The sequence below is a fragment of the Orenia metallireducens genome (genome assembly GCF_001693735.1).
Taxonomy (GTDB): domain Bacteria; phylum Bacillota; class Halanaerobiia; order Halobacteroidales; family Halobacteroidaceae; genus Orenia; species Orenia metallireducens.
On record NZ_LWDV01000006.1, the window covers coordinates 75942 to 93786 of the forward strand.

At 32.6% G+C, this 17845-nt stretch carries 14 protein-coding genes and 1 other annotated feature; all 14 genes read right to left on the reverse strand.

The genetic code is table 11. From position 1 onward, the window contains the following. Positions 1-140: 140 nt before the first annotated feature. The 14 genes from U472_RS01740 to U472_RS01805 all read right to left on the reverse strand — a co-directional run bounded on the left by U472_RS01740 (position 141) and on the right by U472_RS01805 (position 17826). A complete protein-coding gene (locus tag U472_RS01740) occupies positions 141-1364 on the reverse strand; it encodes an L-lactate MFS transporter (RefSeq protein ID WP_068715296.1) in 1224 nt (407 codons plus the stop codon). A 723-nt stretch (positions 1365-2087) separates the two neighbouring features. Beyond that, positions 2088-2450, reverse strand: a complete 363-nt coding sequence (locus tag U472_RS01745; protein ID WP_068714906.1) for a Na-translocating system protein MpsC family protein — start codon at positions 2448-2450, stop codon at positions 2088-2090. Positions 2451-2661: 211 nt separating this feature from the next. Continuing rightward, positions 2662-3459 carry an ABC transporter ATP-binding protein gene (locus U472_RS01750; RefSeq protein ID WP_068714908.1) on the reverse strand — a complete coding sequence of 266 codons (798 nt, stop codon included), beginning with the start codon at positions 3457-3459 and terminating at the stop codon, positions 2662-2664. Beyond that, on the reverse strand, positions 3459-4352 hold the full coding sequence (locus tag U472_RS01755; protein ID WP_068714910.1) for an ABC transporter permease: 894 nt from the start codon (positions 4350-4352) through the stop codon (positions 3459-3461). The genes U472_RS01750 and U472_RS01755 overlap by 1 nt, the downstream gene beginning before the upstream one ends. Before the next feature lie 114 nt (positions 4353-4466). Next, positions 4467-5459: an ABC transporter substrate-binding protein gene (locus U472_RS01760; RefSeq protein ID WP_068714912.1), complete on the reverse strand. Its 993-nt coding sequence runs from the start codon at positions 5457-5459 to the stop codon at positions 4467-4469. A 257-nt stretch (positions 5460-5716) separates the two neighbouring features. Next, positions 5717-6913: a bifunctional phosphopantothenoylcysteine decarboxylase/phosphopantothenate--cysteine ligase CoaBC gene (coaBC, locus tag U472_RS01765; RefSeq protein ID WP_245684714.1), complete on the reverse strand. Its 1197-nt coding sequence runs from the start codon at positions 6911-6913 to the stop codon at positions 5717-5719. Between the two features lie 212 nt (positions 6914-7125). Then, on the reverse strand, positions 7126-7326 hold the full coding sequence (rpoZ, locus tag U472_RS01770; protein WP_068714916.1) for a DNA-directed RNA polymerase subunit omega: 201 nt from the start codon (positions 7324-7326) through the stop codon (positions 7126-7128). A 32-nt stretch (positions 7327-7358) separates the two neighbouring features. Continuing rightward, positions 7359-7940, reverse strand: a complete 582-nt coding sequence (gene gmk / locus U472_RS01775; protein ID WP_068715298.1) for a guanylate kinase — start codon at positions 7938-7940, stop codon at positions 7359-7361. A gap of 34 nt (positions 7941-7974) precedes the next feature. Next, positions 7975-8220 (reverse strand): extracellular matrix/biofilm regulator RemA, encoded by a 246-nt coding sequence (remA, locus tag U472_RS01780; protein WP_068714918.1) that lies wholly within the window; start codon positions 8218-8220, stop codon positions 7975-7977. 326 nt (positions 8221-8546) lie between these two features. Then, on the reverse strand, positions 8547-9035 hold the full coding sequence (locus tag U472_RS01785) for a hypothetical protein (RefSeq protein WP_141677916.1): 489 nt from the start codon (positions 9033-9035) through the stop codon (positions 8547-8549). Positions 9036-9114: 79 nt separating this feature from the next. Next, on the reverse strand, positions 9115-10656 hold the full coding sequence (locus U472_RS01790) for a sensor domain-containing diguanylate cyclase (protein WP_068714922.1): 1542 nt from the start codon (positions 10654-10656) through the stop codon (positions 9115-9117). 539 nt (positions 10657-11195) lie between these two features. Continuing rightward, complete coding sequence (gene ileS / locus U472_RS01795) at positions 11196-13973, reverse strand: isoleucine--tRNA ligase (RefSeq protein ID WP_068714924.1); 2778 nt, start codon at positions 13971-13973, stop codon at positions 11196-11198. Positions 13974-14288: 315 nt separating this feature from the next. Then, positions 14289-14521, reverse strand: a binding site (T-box leader). Positions 14522-15353: 832 nt separating this feature from the next. Next, a complete protein-coding gene (locus tag U472_RS01800) occupies positions 15354-16862 on the reverse strand; it encodes a methyl-accepting chemotaxis protein (protein WP_068714926.1) in 1509 nt (502 codons plus the stop codon). A gap of 262 nt (positions 16863-17124) precedes the next feature. Then, on the reverse strand, positions 17125-17826 hold the full coding sequence (locus tag U472_RS01805; protein ID WP_068714928.1) for a 5'-methylthioadenosine/adenosylhomocysteine nucleosidase: 702 nt from the start codon (positions 17824-17826) through the stop codon (positions 17125-17127). Positions 17827-17845 lie beyond the last annotated feature (19 nt).

Sequence of the window (17845 nt, forward strand, 5' to 3'; positions counted from 1 at the left end):
AGCATAGCCTGTAATTATATTAATCCTAAAGAACTTAATTATATTATTTATACTAAACTGGTGGAAATACCTTCTAATTTTATAATCAATTAAGTTATAATAATAGATAAAAGGATGCAAAATTGCATCCTTTATCAAAATTAATTTTCAATTTTAGGTTCTTTTAACATCACACTAGCAATAATTATACCTAGTATTGCAAGACCGATCGTTGGATAGAAGGTATATAGATAACTTCCTAAGATATCTCTTAATTTACCTGCAAGTAGATTTCCTAATACAGCACCTACACCATAGGCAGTAAACAAGAATCCATAATTCTTACTATAATTTTTTGCCCCAAAGAATATGCCTGTAGCAGCAGGAGCTATAGCCAGCCAACCACCAAGATTTAACCAGAATATAGCAAAGGCCAAGCCATATAAGAATACATTTCCTTCACCAGTATTCAAGATTAAGATAGAAGCCAAAACTATCAATGTATATGAGATTATAGCAGCCTTCTTAGGATTGAGTTTATCTGTAACACCTCCAAAGATAGGACGCCCAATCCCATTAAAGATTGCAAAGAAAGATACCATAAAGGCTGCTGTACTAGCATCTAATTTAACTACTTCCTCTGCTACAGGGCTTGAAATTCCAATAGCCATTAAACCTACCAATGTCCCTATTACAAAACAAAGCCACAGACCATAGAAAGTTGATGTCTTTAACATCGCTTTAGCGTCTAAGTTTCTCTCAGCTAGAGTAGAATCCTCGGTATCATCACCATCAACAACTAAATCTTTCTCTGGAAACTTTAGAGGTAGAGCCAAAACTGTAATAATAATAGCAAAAGCTATTCCTAAGATTCTAAAGGTCTGAAAAGGTCCATAAAAGTTTACCAGCCAGTTTGCCACAGGAGCAGTCACAAAAGGTGATAAACCAAAGCCTCCCAAGGTCAAGCCTACTGCTAGTCCTTTCTTATCAGGAAACCACTTAGCAGCTACTGCCATAGGAGCACCATAAGCTATCCCTACTCCCCCACCTGCAATTATACCATAGGTAATAATCAATATAGTTATATTAGAAGCAAACCCTGATAATATCCAACCAATAGAGACAATCAGTCCTCCAACTATAGTCATTACTCTAGGACCATACTTATCTATTAATCCTCCTGCAATCGGCATACTAATAGCATAAAACACTAAGAAGAACATATAAGGCAAGCCACTTTCAGTGGCACCAATATTAAATATCCCCTCTATAGGTTTTCTAAATACACTCCACGCATAAACTGTTCCCATACACATAAAGATTATCAATCCTAAAGGTATATATAACCACCTTATATTCCCTTTAGAAATACTCGAACCTGACATACTTTCCAAGTTAATTCCTCCTCCTTATTGACAATTTTATTAATTGAAATTATGATACCATATATAAAAACAAACTTACCAAACAATAATCTAATACTAATAAACTTTATTATATCTTAGCTTATTTATTAAATCCTAAGATATAATATGCTAAAATCATTATTAATATTTATAATCTTCAAATTGATAATAATAACTATTCTACCCTTATAAGTCTATATACATCTACAACTTCCTCCTTTAATTAAAAAGATCTTAATTTTCTAAATACATAAAAAAAGGTCAACACCAGATTAGCTAAGATTAATCTTAGCTAATCTGGTGTTGACCTACATGCGACTGGTATATTATACCCTTCTTTTGTCTGTCAACTGGGTTGTTTATCTTTATAGGGTTACCATAATAATCTCAAATATAATTAAAATGTACATTATAAAAATAGAATTCAAATAAAATATTTATCTTTCAATAATAGAATTATATCAAAAATCGAAGATTTATTTGCATTACTATCATTAGTTATTTTTAATTTACACTTCTTTTTAATAAAGTAAAGAACAATTTAGTATTACTTGGGAATTACTGTACTTATTATACCGATATAATATCGGCTTGTCAAGTATTTTTATCAAATAAAATATCAAGCCATTATAAATCTATACTTTTAATCTCATCTCCATATATTTAAAATGTTCTTTTAAAAATTCCCTCATCAGCTCTATGTTAAGAGGTTATTTTCTGCTCTAAATCAGCAGATAGTTTGAAGACCATAATTCTCTCACCAGTTTTTGTACTAATATCACTATGAAAGATAATTACTTCTTCACCAGTCTGCTCCTTGATGATTTCACCTAATTTCTCTCGTCCAGCTTCCACCAAATCAGCACGGATCCTTTTAATAGATAGCAAACCTTCTGTAGTCTCAGAAAGTTTATGTTCAGCAGGTGTTAAAAGCCCCTTCAAAACAACAATTACCATATCGCGAAGAATATCAGTCTTGACCATAACAGGTCCTCTACCTAGAAAATCCTTCTCCCATTGTGTTAGCTCCTTGCTGATTTCTGCTTCTAATTGACCCTTTGTCATAGTTCTCCCTCCTAACCCAAAAAAACATATATCATATTACCATATATGGTAATATGATATATGTTTTATCTCAATTTATTACAAATTTAACAGACTAAATACATTTTAAAATAAAGCTATTTAGTTGTCAAGACTAAAACTTGTTTGCTAATACCAATCATTTATATTTTATTAAATGAAAATTCCTTAGATAAAATTTATATTCTCTAGCTTATTGAGCCAATAATATTCTATCGTTAGTTAATCGATGACCACTTACCTTAGTAAATTTCTCAAGTAAGTCATCTATGGTCATTCCTTCTCGTTCTTTACCTTTAACATCCAATATAATATTACCATTATTCATCATAATAGTCCTAGTACCTAACTCTATTGCATGGTCTAAATCATGGGTAACCATTAAAGTTGTTAAATCATGATACTTGACTAACTTCTGGGTAATCTCTATAATATTTTGAGCTGTTTTTGGGTCTAAAGCTGCAGTATGCTCATCTAATAATAAGACCTTAGGCTTCTGTAAAGTTGCCATTATTAAGGTAAGTGCCTGCCGTTGACCACCAGATAATAGACCAACTTTGTCATCTAATCTATCCTCTAAACCTAAATCCAAGATACTTAAAGCCTCTTGGAACTTCTTACGTCTAGCAGACTTTACACCAATACCCAACCCTAAACGTGATCCTCTTTTTAAAGCCAGAACAAGATTTTCAGCAATGGTCATAGAGGCTGCTGTTCCTTGCAAAGGATCTTGGAAGACTCTGCTAATTAAATTTGCTCGCTGATGATCAGATTTATTCGTTAAATCCTTATCAGCAACGATCACCTGACCTTGATCTAAGATTAAATTTCCTGCAATTACATTCAATAAAGTCGATTTACCAGCACCATTACTACCGATAACTGTGATAAATTCACCCTTATCCATCTCTAAATTTACACCCTGTAAAGCTACCTTCTCATTGATAGTACCTCGATTAAATATCTTTACTCCATCAATAACCTTTAACATCAATTAACCCCCCTTTCTAACTTTCTAAAGCTAAACTGCTCTTTAATTGCTGGTGCCCCTAATGCAACAATTACTAATATTGCAGTGATTAACTTTAAGTCATTAGGGTTTAGACGCATCCTTAAAGCCATAGTAATTACCAATCGATAAATTAATGATCCCAGAACTACTCCTAAAGTAGCCCATTTAATATTAGTATTTCTAATGATAGCCTCACCAATAATAACTGAAGCCAAACCGATAATAATCATACCTATCCCCATCTTTACATCTGTAAAACCTTGATATTGGGCTACCAAAGCCCCCGATAATGCTACTAAAGCATTTGATAACCCCAAACCTAAGATTACAGTCAAATCTGTATTTACACCTAAACTTCTAACCATCTGTTTATTATCACCAGTAGCTCTTAGTGCTAAACCTACTTCTGTCTTCAAAAACCAGTCAATCACTAATTTAACGATTACTACAACTAATAAGAAGAAGATAAAAGTACTTGTTCCTTCTGACAAACCCAAGTCAGTTAGCAATTCAAAGATTTTATTGCTCCCTAACAAAGAGATATTAGCTCGCCCCATAACTCTTAAGTTAATCGAATAAAGGGCTGTCATAGTCAAAATACCTGATAATAAGCCTGTTATCTTCAACTTAGTATTTAAGATTCCTGTTAGAACACCTGCAAGTAAACCACATAAAGAGGCAACTATAATAGCTAAAACGGGATTCCATCCCGATACAATCAACTTTGCACCTACTGCTGCTCCCAAAGGAAAACTACCATCTACAGTCAAATCAGGAAAATCTAATATTCTAAAGGTTAGGTAAACACCTAAAGCCATAATTGCATAGACCAATCCTTGCTCAATAGAACTTAAAACTACACTTATATTCATAACTACTCCTCCTACTCAATTACTTTTCCAATTGCTTTAGACATTAGAAATTGAAATTAATTAAAAATAATTAGGTGGTTACTTAAGTAACCACCTAATTATTTTTGTGAGTTACTACTCAATAATCCTTTTAGCTTGATTAAGTAACTCTTCAGGTAAATCTACTCCCATTTCTTGGGCTGCCTTTAGATTGATTACTAAATCTGTATTCTCTAAATATTGAATTGACATCTTAGCTGGGTCTGCTCCATCTAAGACCTCCACTGCCATCTTTCCAGTTTGACGCCCTAATTGATAATAGTTAATTCCTACAGTAGCTAAGCCTCCATTCTCTACAGAGTTATCCTCTCCAACAATCAGAGGTAAGTCAGATTCATTGGCTACCTTAACTACAGATTGAATTGCTGAAACTACTGTATTATCTGTTGGAACATAGATTCCATCTACCCTACCTACAAGAGATTGTGCCCCTTGATAAACCTCATTACTAGAAGTAACAGTAAGATTTATCAACTCTAAATCTAACTTCTTCGCCTCTTTCTCAGCCAACTCTGCCTGCACAACGGAATTGACCTCTCCTCCATTATATATAATTCCTATCTTTTTGATATTAGGGTCTATCTTCTTAAACAACTCCAATTGTTGCTTGACAGGTGTCAAATCACTCGTTCCAGTAATATTAGCCCCTGGTACTTCTAAGCTATCTACTAACCCAGCAGATTTTGGATCTGTTACTGCAGTGATCAAAATCGGGGTATCCTTTACACTATTGGCTACTGCTTGAGCTGTTGGAGTAGCTATTGCCAATATTAAATCTAACTTATCATAAGTAAATTGCTTAGCTATAGTTTGAGCTGTAGACATGTCACCTTGAGCATTCTTATAGTCATAAGTAATATTATCTCCTTCTTTATACCCTGCCTTAGCCATCTCCTCAATAAAACCTTCTCTTGCTGCATCTAAAGCTGGATGCTCTACAATTTGAATAATCCCTACCTTAATAGAACTGTTATCTGCAGAAGTCTTATCTGACTCTTGACTTGAACAACCTATTAACAATCCTAATGATAAGACAATCACTAAAAGACTAAATACTCTACTTCTCATCTTCTTATTCCCCCTAAAATTTAATATAAAAAAAGAAAAACACCCCCGTAGGAGTGGTAAAATTTATCAATAAATAGGTAAACTTAACCTATTTATTTAGCAATTATTCGCTACTAAGCTACCATCCTACTCTTTTTATAAAACTACTCTACTAAATTAAATAAAACAGATAAACCTACATAAATTACCAAAATACTATTATTACAATAAATTATATTCAATTTATTGTATAATGTCAAGAGATATAGTATTAAAACTCAATTTAAAAGCTTGACTACTTCATCTAATATCCCCATTGCTATCTCTAGCTTATCTGCTTTAGGTAAATTAATTTGAGTATCATTACCAATAATTACAACTTGATTATCATCAGCTGCAAAACCTGTATCTTTAGCACCAATATCATTTGCAACTATCAAATTAGCCTTCTTTCTTTTAAGCTTACTTTGAGCATTCTCTAGTAGATTATCAGATTCGGCTGCAAAACCTACCAATATCTCATTACCCCTCTCTTTACCTAATCTAGCTAAAATATCCTCAGTCCTCTCCAATTCAATCAACAAATCTCCATCTTTCTTCTTAATCTTAGTATTAGAAAATTCCTTGGGTCGATAGTCAGCCACTGCTGCTGCCATAATAATCACATCTTGTCCCTCTTTATATTTAAAGACAGCTTCTGCCATTTCAGCTGCTGTTCTAACATCTATTCTCTCTACCCCTTTAGGCTTAGTTAAATTACTAGGTGCTGAAATTAAAGTTACCTCTGCACCACGAGCTGCTGCTATTCTAGCTAAAGCATAACCCATCTTCCCAGAAGAATGATTACTTAAGAACCTAACTGGATCTAAAGGCTCCTGAGTCCCCCCTGCAGTTATCATTACCTTTCTTCCAAGTAAATCCTGATCTTCAGCCAATAAAGCTGCTGTAGAAGTTGCTACTATCTCGGCTGGCTTAGGAAAACGTCCAAGCCCCTCATAGCCACAGGCTAAATAGCCAGCATCAGCTTCGATAATTCTATATCCTCTCTCCCTTAAATAATTCATATTCTCTTGGACAATAGGATTATGATACATATTGACATTCATCGCTGGGGCTAAAACGACCTTTCCTTTAGTTGCCATTACCGTTGTAGATAACATATCATCAGCAATACCATTCTTAATCTTGCCGATAATATTTGCCGTAGCAGGAGCAATCAAAAATAAATCAGCTTTGTCTGCTAAAGAGATATGCTCGACATCCCAATATTGGGCTCTACCAAACATCTCTACTACAACTGGATTATGGCTGATCGATTGGAAAGTCATCGGCTGAACAAACTCTGTAGCAGCCTTGGTCATAATTACATAAACATCAGCTCCCAATTTCTTAAACCTACTTACTACCTCTACAGCTTTATAAACTGCTATTCCTCCAGTAACACCCACTACAACATTCTTCCCCTTTAAAAGCACTTTGCTCTCCTCCTCCATATCAAAACTGAATTTACCATTAAGCTAAACCTTCAGTAACTAGTAAAGAGCTTGACTTATCGCCTGTTACTCGTTACTGTCTAAATATAATAAAAAATGCCTCCTTTTAACTCAAATAAGCTTAATCCTTTAAACTCATGAGTTAAATTAGAAGACATCTATCTTATTTACTAAATTTTTAAATAACAATTAATTTATCTTTTAGTTACAGGTCTTAACTTACCTGCCACAATCTCCTCTAAAGCTTTAGATACATCTTTAGTACCTTTATAGTTATCCAATAATCCTTCTGCTCCTTCATTCATCTTTCTAGCTCTTTTAGCTGAAATAATAACAGCAGAAAAAGCAGAACCACATTTCTCTACTAACTCGTTCATCCCTGGATAAGATAACAAAATAATCACTCCTTTTGACTATTAGCTAATAGTTAAATTTTACATCTTTCTGCAATAATAATTGATTTTAATTTATTTACTGCATTTTCAACCTCATCATTGATAATCAAATAATCATACCTATCAATCTCTTCTAACTCTTTAGTAGCATTACTCATTCTAGTCTGAATTACATCTTCAGTCTCTGTACCTCTTTTATAGATTCTAGATTTCAATTCTTCCATAGATGGAGGTGCTAAAAAGACAAAAACTCCCTCACTAAAACTATCTGCAACTTGTCGAGCCCCTTGAATATCAATTTCTAAAATTACATCTTTTCCACTCTTTAAAGTATCTTCAACATAGTTTCTAGGAGTTCCATAATAATTATTATGTACCTTTGCCCACTCAATAAATTCATTATTCTCGATTGACTCTTTAAATTTATCTTGGCTCATAAAGAAATAATGTACTCCATTCACCTCTCCTTTACGAGGCTCTCTAGTTGTTGCTGATACAGAGTAGCATACATCATCATATTCTTCTAGTAAAGCTCTTAATACTGTTCCTTTTCCCACTGCAGAAGGTCCAGATAAGATTATTAGATTTCCTCTGTTTTCATTAGTCTTTAACATACTCATAATCTTCCTTCCTCTATAACTCTCTTAATTACTCATCATCTTTTAAACGCTGTGAAACTGTTTCTGGCTGAACTGCGGATAAGATGATATGGTCACTATCTGTAATAACAACAGCTCTAGTTCTTCTACCATAAGTAGCATCAATCAACATCCCTCTATCCCTTGCATCCTGGATAATCCTCTTTATTGGCGCCGATTCAGGGCTTACAATAGCGATGATTCTATTAGCTGCAACAATATTACCAAAACCGATATTAATTAATTTAATATTCATTATGACTCCTCCTTAATTTAGTAATAACTCAGCTTATAACTACATCTATATTTAAATAATATAGCTAATAGATTTTATTAAGATTTAGACTAATTTATAATATATCATAACTTAAATATAATTTGCAAGTAAATTATTGATTACTATTTTATCAAACTTTCTAATTTATAATTCAAAAGAAGATAAAATAGAGATTTTTCCCAATATTTCTTAGCTATTTTATCTATAACAATCACTAAACAATCTCACACTAGCTTAATTAATATAATTAGTATACTTAAAAGCTAAAGGCTAATAAATAACCCTTCAATCAACTCAGATAGTCCTTAATTTCCTTCTATTATTCTCCTTCTTATCTCCTTAATAATCATCTTATGAGTTCTAGGATGGGAAAATAAATAAGAGACCAACATGTTATAGTCATTTTGATTAATCTGATCATAATATAACATAGTATCTAAGATAGGAACTGGAAATTTATCCTTTGGAACAATAGCTACTAGCTTTTTCTGTCCATCAGACATTTGAGCATATATCTTCAAATCATAAATCTCACCATAAAAAAATGATAACTTGCTCTTCTCTACTATAAAGTCCCCTAGCTTCAATTCAGAAAAGTCACAATTAGTACTTGGAGTAGCCACTAAATAATATATCTGCTCAAAGGAGAATTCTAAATCTTCTAACCTTTGACCTATTTTAAGCAGCTTCTTTTTGGCAAAAAATTCAAGACCTAAAAAATAAAAACGATCTCCACAGTATAGTAAAAGAACAATATAAATAAAAATTCCAATAACCAGTAAATTGCTTGACATCCTATCACCCCTCTTCCCATTTAGGAAATTAATCAAGCCATTAACCATCTCTAACTCTATGATAAACCTTGAATAAAATTTAAATATTCTTGTGTAATTTGACATTATTACGCCCACAAGATTTAGCATGGTATAAAGCCTCATCAGCTACATTTAATAACTCACGATCAGTACTTGCATCCTCTGGAAACATCCCTATACCTACACTAATTGTCACATTACCATTAGGTTGGGTCTCTTGATTCTTAAAAGGAGTATCAGCAACCATAGCTCTAATTCTTTCTGCTATAGTATAGGCCACATCTTCTAGTACATTTGGTAGAATAATAGCAAATTCCTCCCCACCAAACCTACAAACTATATCATTCTCCCTTGTATTATCCTGTAATATTCTAGATAATAGTTTTAGGGCTTCATTTCCTGCTGGATGACCATTATTATCGTTATAAGCCTTAAAGTAATCTATATCCATCATTAATAGAGCTAAAGAATTTCCAGTCCGCTTAGCATTCTCTATCTCTTGCTCAAGACTTGTTTGGAAATGCCTTTGATTATATATACCAGTAAGATTATCTTTAACAGCCATATTCTCTTTTAATTTATGTAACTTAGCATTCTGTATAGCCAAAGCAGCTTGATTGGCAAAGGGTAATAATGAATCTATACTTTTATAAGTAATCTCTCTTTTATTAGCGATATTATCGACAACCAAAACCCCAATAGCACTTCCTTTAACAATTAACGGTACAATAGCAAAAGCTTCCATCGCTAATTTAGCAGCTAAAGTACATTGAAACTTATCATCAGGGTTCATCAATTTAATATTATAAGGCTCTTTATCCTTAATTACTTTACTAGCTATATGATCCTTATCCAATTTAAAAGATAGGTTTTGAATAATATCATTTAATTTCTTATCACTTAGCTCTAGTTCTTCTTGTACAGCAATCATACCTTCTAAATTAATCTTATCCTTAGCAACATTCTGCCAAGTCTGTAACCCTTCTCGCTTGTCTAGAGGACCGATACCAATCTTGCCTGTTAATTTACTCTCATCCTCATCATCTATTAGAAATAGGATAGCACGGTTAAATTCTAAACCATATCCAGCAGTTACAGCAGATAAAATTATCTGTAATACTTTATCCAGCTCTAATGTCCCTTGTAAAATAGCACTAATCTCTCTAAGGACTCTTAGTTCTTTAATTTGATTTGATAATTCCATATTTAATTTAATAATACTTTTAATCTTCTCTTTAATCATATTATTTGAGCAACCTGAAACCAAAGAGATAAATAAGAATAAGGATAAATGATAAAAAATCTCTATGGTATTAAAATCTGACCATATTAAAGCAGGTAAAACCGCTAAGGAAGTCATTAATCCTCCCTTTGTCCCTGTTAAAATTGTACTTGCAACAATAAATAAATATAGGGAAGCAGTTCCAATAATACCATTGATAGGATTTCCAAATAAGGAATAATTTATAATAAAAATTATCATAAGTCCAGATAATAACAAATAAGAATTAGCAGTCAATTTCCTATTAAAGGAGGATACTATTATTAAAATTATAGGTAATATTACTGATATAAGTAAAAATAATATTATTTTAATCATATAAATCCCTCCTCTTTATTAATTAATATTCTATACCTTATATTTTTTTCCTGCAAAACAATTACAAAATGTTAATAACTATTAACATTTTAAGAAATAAAATTTAACTTTTTTATAAACTTGATTTAGAGAAAATTTAATTTACTGTTGGTGATATCTGATAAACAATACTAGTGCAAATAACTGATATTCTAAAAACATATTTTTAAGATTAAAAAATTCAATCTTGAACTTATAATGATAATTTATAAATTATAGATAGAACTTTGATTTCTGTTTGACAATAGCATTTCTTTAAATTTATTTATTATGCTCTATAAAGCTTTCAATTTATCCTTTATCAACTAATCAATTTATAATCAATACCATTCAATCTATTCATTTTAAATTTGGCTTTATTTGCAAAATTTAACCTGCTATAAGTTAAAAATATTAAGTAATATTCATTTATAACTTGTTGTATGCCATAATCTTTCTTTAACATATAATAAAAAAAGCTTGTAACTGAAAATTCAGTTACAAGCTTTTCTAATTAAAGATTATAAATTCTTTACTACCTCTAAACATCTAGCACATACTGTTGAATGCTCATCATCAACTCCAACAGTTTCACTATAATTCCAGCAACGGTCACACTTTTCACCAGCTGCTTGGCTTACAGCTACTTTAATATCAGATTCTTTACCTTCATATAACTCTCCACTTACTTCTTCGTCAGCTTCTGCTAGTTGAGCAACAGAAACGATAAATAGCTCTGCTAAATTATCAAATTGAGCTAAGAAGTCATACGTCTTTTCAGTTGGATAAATTTTAACAGCTGCATCTAAAGAATGTCCTACAACCTTCTCTTTACGAGCAATCTCTAAAGCTTTAGAGACATCCTTTCTAATAGCTAATAATCTATCCCATTTAACTGCTAATTCTTCATCAATATATTCTTCTTTAACTTCTGGCCAGTCTTCTAAGAAGACACTCTCTGCTTTATCTCCAGGCAAGTACTTCCATACCTCTTCTGCTGTATGAACTATTACTGGAGCAATAATCTTAATCATGGTAGTTAAAATTTCATACATAGCAGTCTGACCTGAACGTCTTACTGGATCATTTGGCTCTAAAATATACATTCTATCTTTAAGAATATCCATATAGAAAGAACTTAACTCTACTAAACAGAAATTATGCACAGCATGATAAATCTTATGGTATTCATAATTCTCATAAGCTTCTTTTACCAATTTAACTAGTTTCTGTAGCTGCATCAATGCCCAACGATCTAATTCAGTCAATTCATTATACGCTACAGAATTTTCTGCTGGATCAAAGTCAGCTAAATTACCTAAGATATAGCGAGATGTATTTCTGATTCTACGATAAACCTCAGCGTTCTCTTTTAATATCTTATCAGAAACTCTAACATCCTCTTTAAAGTTAGAAGACGCAACCCATAATCTCAAAATATCAGCACCATATTGCTCAATAATATCATGAGGTGAGACAACATTACCGATAGATTTAGACATCTTCTTACCTTTCTTATCAACAGTAAATCCATTTGTTACAACAGCCTTATAAGGAGCTTCTCCTCTAGCTGCAATTGAAGTCAATAATGAAGAGTTGAACCAACCACGATATTGGTCTGTACCTTCAAGATAAAGGTCAGCAGGTCTATCTAAGATATCATAATTCTCTAATACTGCTGCATGGCTTGCACCAGAGTCGAACCATACATCCATAATATCATGCTCTTTTTCAAAGTCACTGCTACCACATTCACAAGTAGTGCCTTCAGGCACTATCTCATTGGCTTCTAATTCATACCAGATACCAGATCCCTTCTTGCCAAATAACTCTTTTACTGCTTCTATAGTCTCTTCAGTTACTATAGTCTCTCCACAGTCTTTACAATAGAAGATTGGAATTGGTACTCCCCAAACTCTCTGACGAGAAATACACCAATCTGTTCTATTTTCAATCATATTAGTAATTCTAGTCTCTCCCCAACTAGGATACCACTTTACGTTTTTAACTGCTTCTAAAGCCTCATCCTTAATTGCATCAACACTAGCAAACCATTGCTTAGTTGCTCTAAAGATAACTGGATTCTTACATCTCCAACAATGTGGATAAGAGTGATCAATAAAGCTTAAATTCATTAATAGATTTTGCTCTTTTAATAGATTAGTTACTTTGATATTAGCATCATCATAATACATACCTGCAAACTCTGGTCCTGCTTCCTCAGTGAATGTTCCTGTATTATCCATTGGAGCAAATACTGGAATATCATAGTCCTGACAGACAACATAGTCATCATGACCATGACCTGGAGCTGTATGTACACAGCCAGAACCTTGTTCTAAGGTAACATGGTCCCCTAAGATCAATTGTGATTCTCTATTATAAAATGGATGCTTACACTTAACACCTTCTAGTTCTTCACCTTTAAATTCAGCTACTATACTATACTCCTCAATCTTACAAGTCTTCATCATTTGATCTAATAGCTCTTTAGCAGCAACAATTCTACCATTATCAGTTTGAGCTATTACATAATCAAAGTCAGGATGAACTGAAATCGCCATATTTGATGGGATAGTCCATGGAGTAGTAGTCCAGATAACTACAAAGTCATCACTTGTTAACTCTTCTCCTCCTAAAACCTTACCTTCTTTAACCGGGAACTTAACAAAGATTGAAGGTCCTCGACTATCTTGATATTCAATCTCTGCTTCTGCTAAAGCAGTCTCACAATCAGTACACCAATGAACTGGCTTCAATCCTTGGTATAACAATCCCTTTAATGCCATTTGACCAAAGATATCAATCTGCTTTGCCTCATATTTAGGATTTAAGGTTACATAAGGATTATCCCAATCTCCCCAAACACCTAAACGTTTGAATTGTCCTTTTTGGCGTTCTACATACTTAAGAGCATAATCTCTACATCTATCTCTTAATTCAGTAGTAGATAATTCTTTTCTCTTCTCACCTAACTCCTTAGTTACTTTATGCTCAATTGGTAATCCATGAGTATCCCAACCTGGTACATAAGGTGCTTGGAATCCTTTTAAGTGATTGTATCTAGTTACGATATCCTTTAAAATCTTATTTAACGCATGTCCAATATGGATATCACCATTGGCATAAGGAGGACCATCATGTAAGATAAATTGCTTAGCCCCTTCTCTTTTCTTTAATGCTTTTTCATAGATGCCCTTCTCTTCCCAAAACTTTTGAAATTCTGGTTCACGCTTTGCTAAGCTAGCACGCATGGGAAAATCAGTTTTAGGTAAATTTAACGTATCCTTATAATCCATTATTTCCACTCCTCTTTTTTATAGTTGATAGTTGACATCAGACCTCACCTAACCCTCTCCTTAGCTAAGGAGAGGGAACTTTTTAATATGCGTCTTCTCTCCCCTTCTCTACGGGTCTGATGACCACTTCGCACAAGACCATTTCCTAAGAATAGGAGAAGCCGAACTTGCATGAAGTTGTCTCGCCTTTTAGACCCGAAAAGGGGTCGGGGGATGAGGTGTGTTCTTTTAAGTTAATACTTTTGATATAAAAAAATTTATGAACTTTCTTCATAAAAGCTCAAGTATCTTCAAAAAATAAAAAATCTCCTCCCAGAAAGGGACGAGGTTATCATCGCGGTACCACCCTAATTAGCACATAGTAAGCCAAAAGCTCACAGATATACTCACTTAAACAGAATAACGGTCTGCATCCGATTTCTCTTACTATTAATTTCAGAGAAATAGCTAAGAGGTGATCTTCAATACAGCTTCTGTTCCTAGGCTTCCACCATCCCTAGTTCGCTATAACTTTCACCGTACCTACTCTTCTCTATCATAGCTTTTATGATATAACATTTTGTCTTACATTATAATACAAATTTTAAGTTTAGTCAATGGAGAATTGAGAATCCAATATATTTTTATTTAATTTGTATTCTTAGATTAACTTATTATAGTAGCTAGATATTTAATAGTTGTAGATATATTGTTATAATTTTTCTTTATCTTTTTAATCAATTACTTTATGTTAAATTAATATTTCCTAAATTGCAATATTAAATTGAACTAGTCTCAAACTGTAATAATTTAACCGTATAAAATATCTCTTAATTGATCTTCAAATGCTTCATCTTTCATAAGAATTTAGGTGTTTATTTTTTCGAAATAATGGTGTATCATTTAAGTAGTCCATAGTGTGCACCTCCCTGTAATTTATTTGTTTTGTGGTGATTCAATTATATTACAGTTCGGTCCACTATGGGTATTTTTTATTTAGTTCAATTTTATTTTACAATGAAGCATAAAAATATTACTAAAAACTTAATTCTTAATTATAAAAGTATTACCTTTACTTATTAAATTTCACTTTAAACTTAAATATTCTTCAACATCTCAATTACTATCTTATAAGAATTATCAGCAGCCTTCTCACAAATTCCTCAAATGGATACTAACCTTTCACTTTACAAGACATAGAACAAATGATTATAAAAGGCTTAAAGTTTAAGCTAGACTTGTCCTAGTGCAACCCCTTCCAGTTTAGTACAATATCGAAAAAAGTATCTTCTAAGAAATCTCCTCTATACCTAGTATCTATAAATTAATCTCTAAAAAATTTCTTTCAGTCAACATTATTTTAATATTATCATCAAAAAGAGATTATCAAAAAAGATATAATTAAACATTAAAACTACTGATTAACCCCTTTAATTTTTGAGCCATTACAGCTAATTCTTGAGATGAATTAGTCACCTCATCAGACATAGTTTTAATATTTTGAGAAGCTACCATAATCTCATCACTATTTTCTGCTAAACTTTGAGCTGAAGCTGCAGTATGCCCTATATGACTAGAAGTCTGTTCGCTTGCTTGCGCAATCTGCTCAAAAACTTCTCCTGTCTTTTCTGCTATAGCTTGTCCCTCTTTAACCTTAGCTGATACCTCTTCAACAGACTTTACCCCTACTGCTGACTGTTTTTGAGTCTTCTTTATTAAAGTAGCTATTTTATTCGTTGCTTTACTAGTATCTTCAGCCAATTCCCTAATTTCCTCTGCTACAACTGCAAAACCTTGACCATGTTCTCCTGCTCTTGCAGCTTCAATAGCTGCATTCAAAGCCAATAAGTTAGTCTGTTCTGCTATATTAGTAATTAAGTTGACTATATCTCCAATCTCTTTGGAGTTATTATCCAAATCATTAATGACCTCTACTGTTTGTTTAACTGCCCTATTAATCTCTTTCATACTATTTATTGTATCCCTAATATTTTTATTACCAATTTTAGTTTGGGAAGTAGACTCTTGAGCAAAGCCAGTTACTTCTTGACTACTTGCAGATATTTCTTCAATACTGGCTGACATGTTTTCAATCAACTGATTAGTCTCCTCTATATGAGCATTACCTTCCTCTGAGGACGCTGATAATTCCTCACTATAAGCTGATAAATTTTCAGAAGTTTCTATCAGGTCTATCATCATTTTTTTCAAATTATTACGCATAATATTAAGGGCATCAGCTAAATCCCCTATCTCATCATTTGCTTTTATGTTAATCTCTTCTACATTTAAGTTTCCATCAGCAATCTCTCTTGCAAAATTCACAGCGGAATTTATCGGCTTTGAAATAAATCTAGCCAAAAATATTCCTATCCCTATAACGATAACCCCAACTAGTACTATAACTAATATAATATTTCTCATCATATTATTAGCTATTGCAAAGACTTCTTTAGCTGGAGCATAAGCCCAAAAAATCAAATCTAATTCCTCATTGTATCGTAAATAAGATATATTCTTTTCGCCTTCATACTCATATGAATAATATCCTTCCTTTTGTTCTAAAATAGGCTTTATAGTTCGATTATTAGCTACATTTTTACCAATTAGCTCCTCAACCTGATTATATACCATAGTCCCATCTGGTGTTAAAATTGCTAAATTACCAGTATCAAAATATCTTTCTTCTTTAGCTTTCTCAATTATTAAATTTACTACTCTTTCACTAGAACCATTTAAAGTTTTTTCTTCTACCATTGTCATAAAAGACCCTAATTTAGCCTCCATAATATTTTTAGCATCATCCTTTAGAAGATTAACAACAGTTATACTAGAATAAACCCCAATAATCATCATTGGTACTATACAAAATAACACAAATACACTTATTAATTTTGCTTTTAAACTCATTAAATTCACCCTACCTATCATAATTGAATTTTAAATTTTTTTCATTTTCTTTTATAAAAATCCTCTTCATAATATAAGACAAGAAAGAATTATCACCCCCACACCCTAAAGAAAAAACTACTAAAAACAATTACTAAAGGAAGTCTGGGATTTATGGTAGGAAAAGTTTTTGCGTTCAATTGTTTATTTATTATATAAATAGATATATTCTCTAATGTTAAATGCTAGATATTAGATCTTTAATGCCATATACCTTCTAAAATTAAATATTGTTCAACATCTCAATTACTATCTTGTAAGAATTATCAGCAGCTATCTTTACAAATTCATCAAAGGAAATACTAGCTTCACCGTCAGCCTTATCAGACATAGAACGGATGATTACAAAAGGTTTAGAGTTTAAGAAACAAACTTGTCCAACTGCTGCCCCTTCCATTTCAGTACAATGTCCAGCGAAAGTCTCCTCTAACCAAGTTACCTTATCTCTATCGGCGATAAATTGATCTCCCGATAAGATTCTTCCTATTAAGACTTTAATATCCTCATCAGCAGTTACTTTCTCTCCAGCCTCTTTAGCCAAATCAACCAGTCTCTTCTCTGCTTCAAAGAATACTCTATCTAATCCAGGAATCTCACCATACTCCCTTCCAAACCCTGTAACATCGATATCATGCTGTGCCACCTCATTAGAGATTACTATATCACCAACATCTAAAGTCGGGTCAACAGCACCAGCAACCCCTGTAAAGATAACCTCATCAACATCAAAATCATCAATTAATATCTGAGTACAGACAGCAGCATTTACCTTGCCAATTCCACTTCTGACTAACACAACCTCTTTACCAACTAATTTCCCTTCATAGAACTCCATACTAGCTTTATTTAAAGTGTTCTTTAACTCTAAATCTTCCTTCAATAACTCTATCTCTATATCCATTGCCCCAATAATACCTATTTTCAATTCAGTTCCACTCCTTTAT